The organism is Achromobacter maghribensis (assembly GCF_057334215.1).
Genome location: NZ_JBHFII010000046.1, coordinates 1 through 1082, shown reverse-complemented (window position 1 = coordinate 1082; position 1082 = coordinate 1). Strand labels below are relative to the sequence as shown.

The 1082-nt window shown below is 68.0% G+C and carries 1 protein-coding gene; it reads left to right on the top strand.

Annotated elements, in window-relative coordinates:
- Positions 1-15: 15 nt before the first annotated feature.
- The coding region (locus ACE039_RS19985; RefSeq protein WP_485823175.1) for an acyl carrier protein at positions 16-1082 on the top strand (1067 nt) is incomplete at its 3' end.

Here is a 1082-nt window from a genome sequence, read left to right as displayed (position 1 = left end):
AAGGTGGCGGGTGTCGTGGCGTTGGACGAAGCGACGCGTGAGCTGGCGCTGGAGTGGCTGATGCTGTGTTCGTCGGTGGCGAGTGTCTGGGGCAATGTCGGGCAGGCGGATTATGCGGCGGGCAACGGCTTTCTGGATGCGTACGCGGCGTACCGGCAGGGCCTGGTGTCCCAGGGGCTGCGCCGGGGACGGACGGTGTCGTTGAGTTGGCCGTTGTGGGCCGCAGGCGGCATGCAGGTCGATGCGGCGGGCCAGGAGCGGATGCGGCGGTCAACGGGAATGGAGCCCTTGCCGGACGAGGCGGGGATCGCAGCGCTTGTGCAGAGCATGTCCGTGGCGTCGGACGCTGTCCCTGTGCAGGGGATGTCGGTGGCGCCCCACGCCTCGCATGTGCTTGTGCTGCATGGAGATCGAGCGCGCCTGCTGGCCAGCGTGCGGGCGGCCTATGAGGCGAAGGCAGTGCCGGTGCAGGCTGATACGGTGCCAGTACAGGCGGAGAGTGTCCAGGAATTGCGAGCCGAGGCGGAGACGACGTCATCGCGCGACGCCTTCGCGGCGCAGTTGGAACGCGCCCTGACGGGTTTGATGGCGGGGCACCTGAAGATGGCGCGCGAGCGCTTGGAACGCGATGCGCCACTGAGCGAGTTCGGGTTCGACTCGATCTCGCTGACCTCGTTTGGCAATGTGTTGAACCAGCGGTATGGGCTGACGCTGAGTCCGACAGTGTTCTTCGAGGCGCCGACGATCGCGGCACTGACGGCGTATCTGGTGCGTGAGCATGGCGACGTGTTGGCGCCAGCGTTTGCCGTGGCGCCCACGCGGCAGCAAGGCGCTCACCAGGACGGACAGACGGCGTCGTCGGTCGAGCCGGTCGCCTCAGTCGGCCGTCGCCGGGGCCGTCGTCCACTCGCGATGCCGGGCATGCCGGTTGAGCCGGCCTCGGTTCGGCCGGAGCCGATTGCGGTAATCGGTATGAGCGGCTGCTTTCCAGAGGCCCCTGACATCGAGACGTTGTGGGCCAATCTACAGGCGGGACGCGACTGCATCGGGGAACTGCCGGCTAGCCGCTGGAGCGGCCGGCC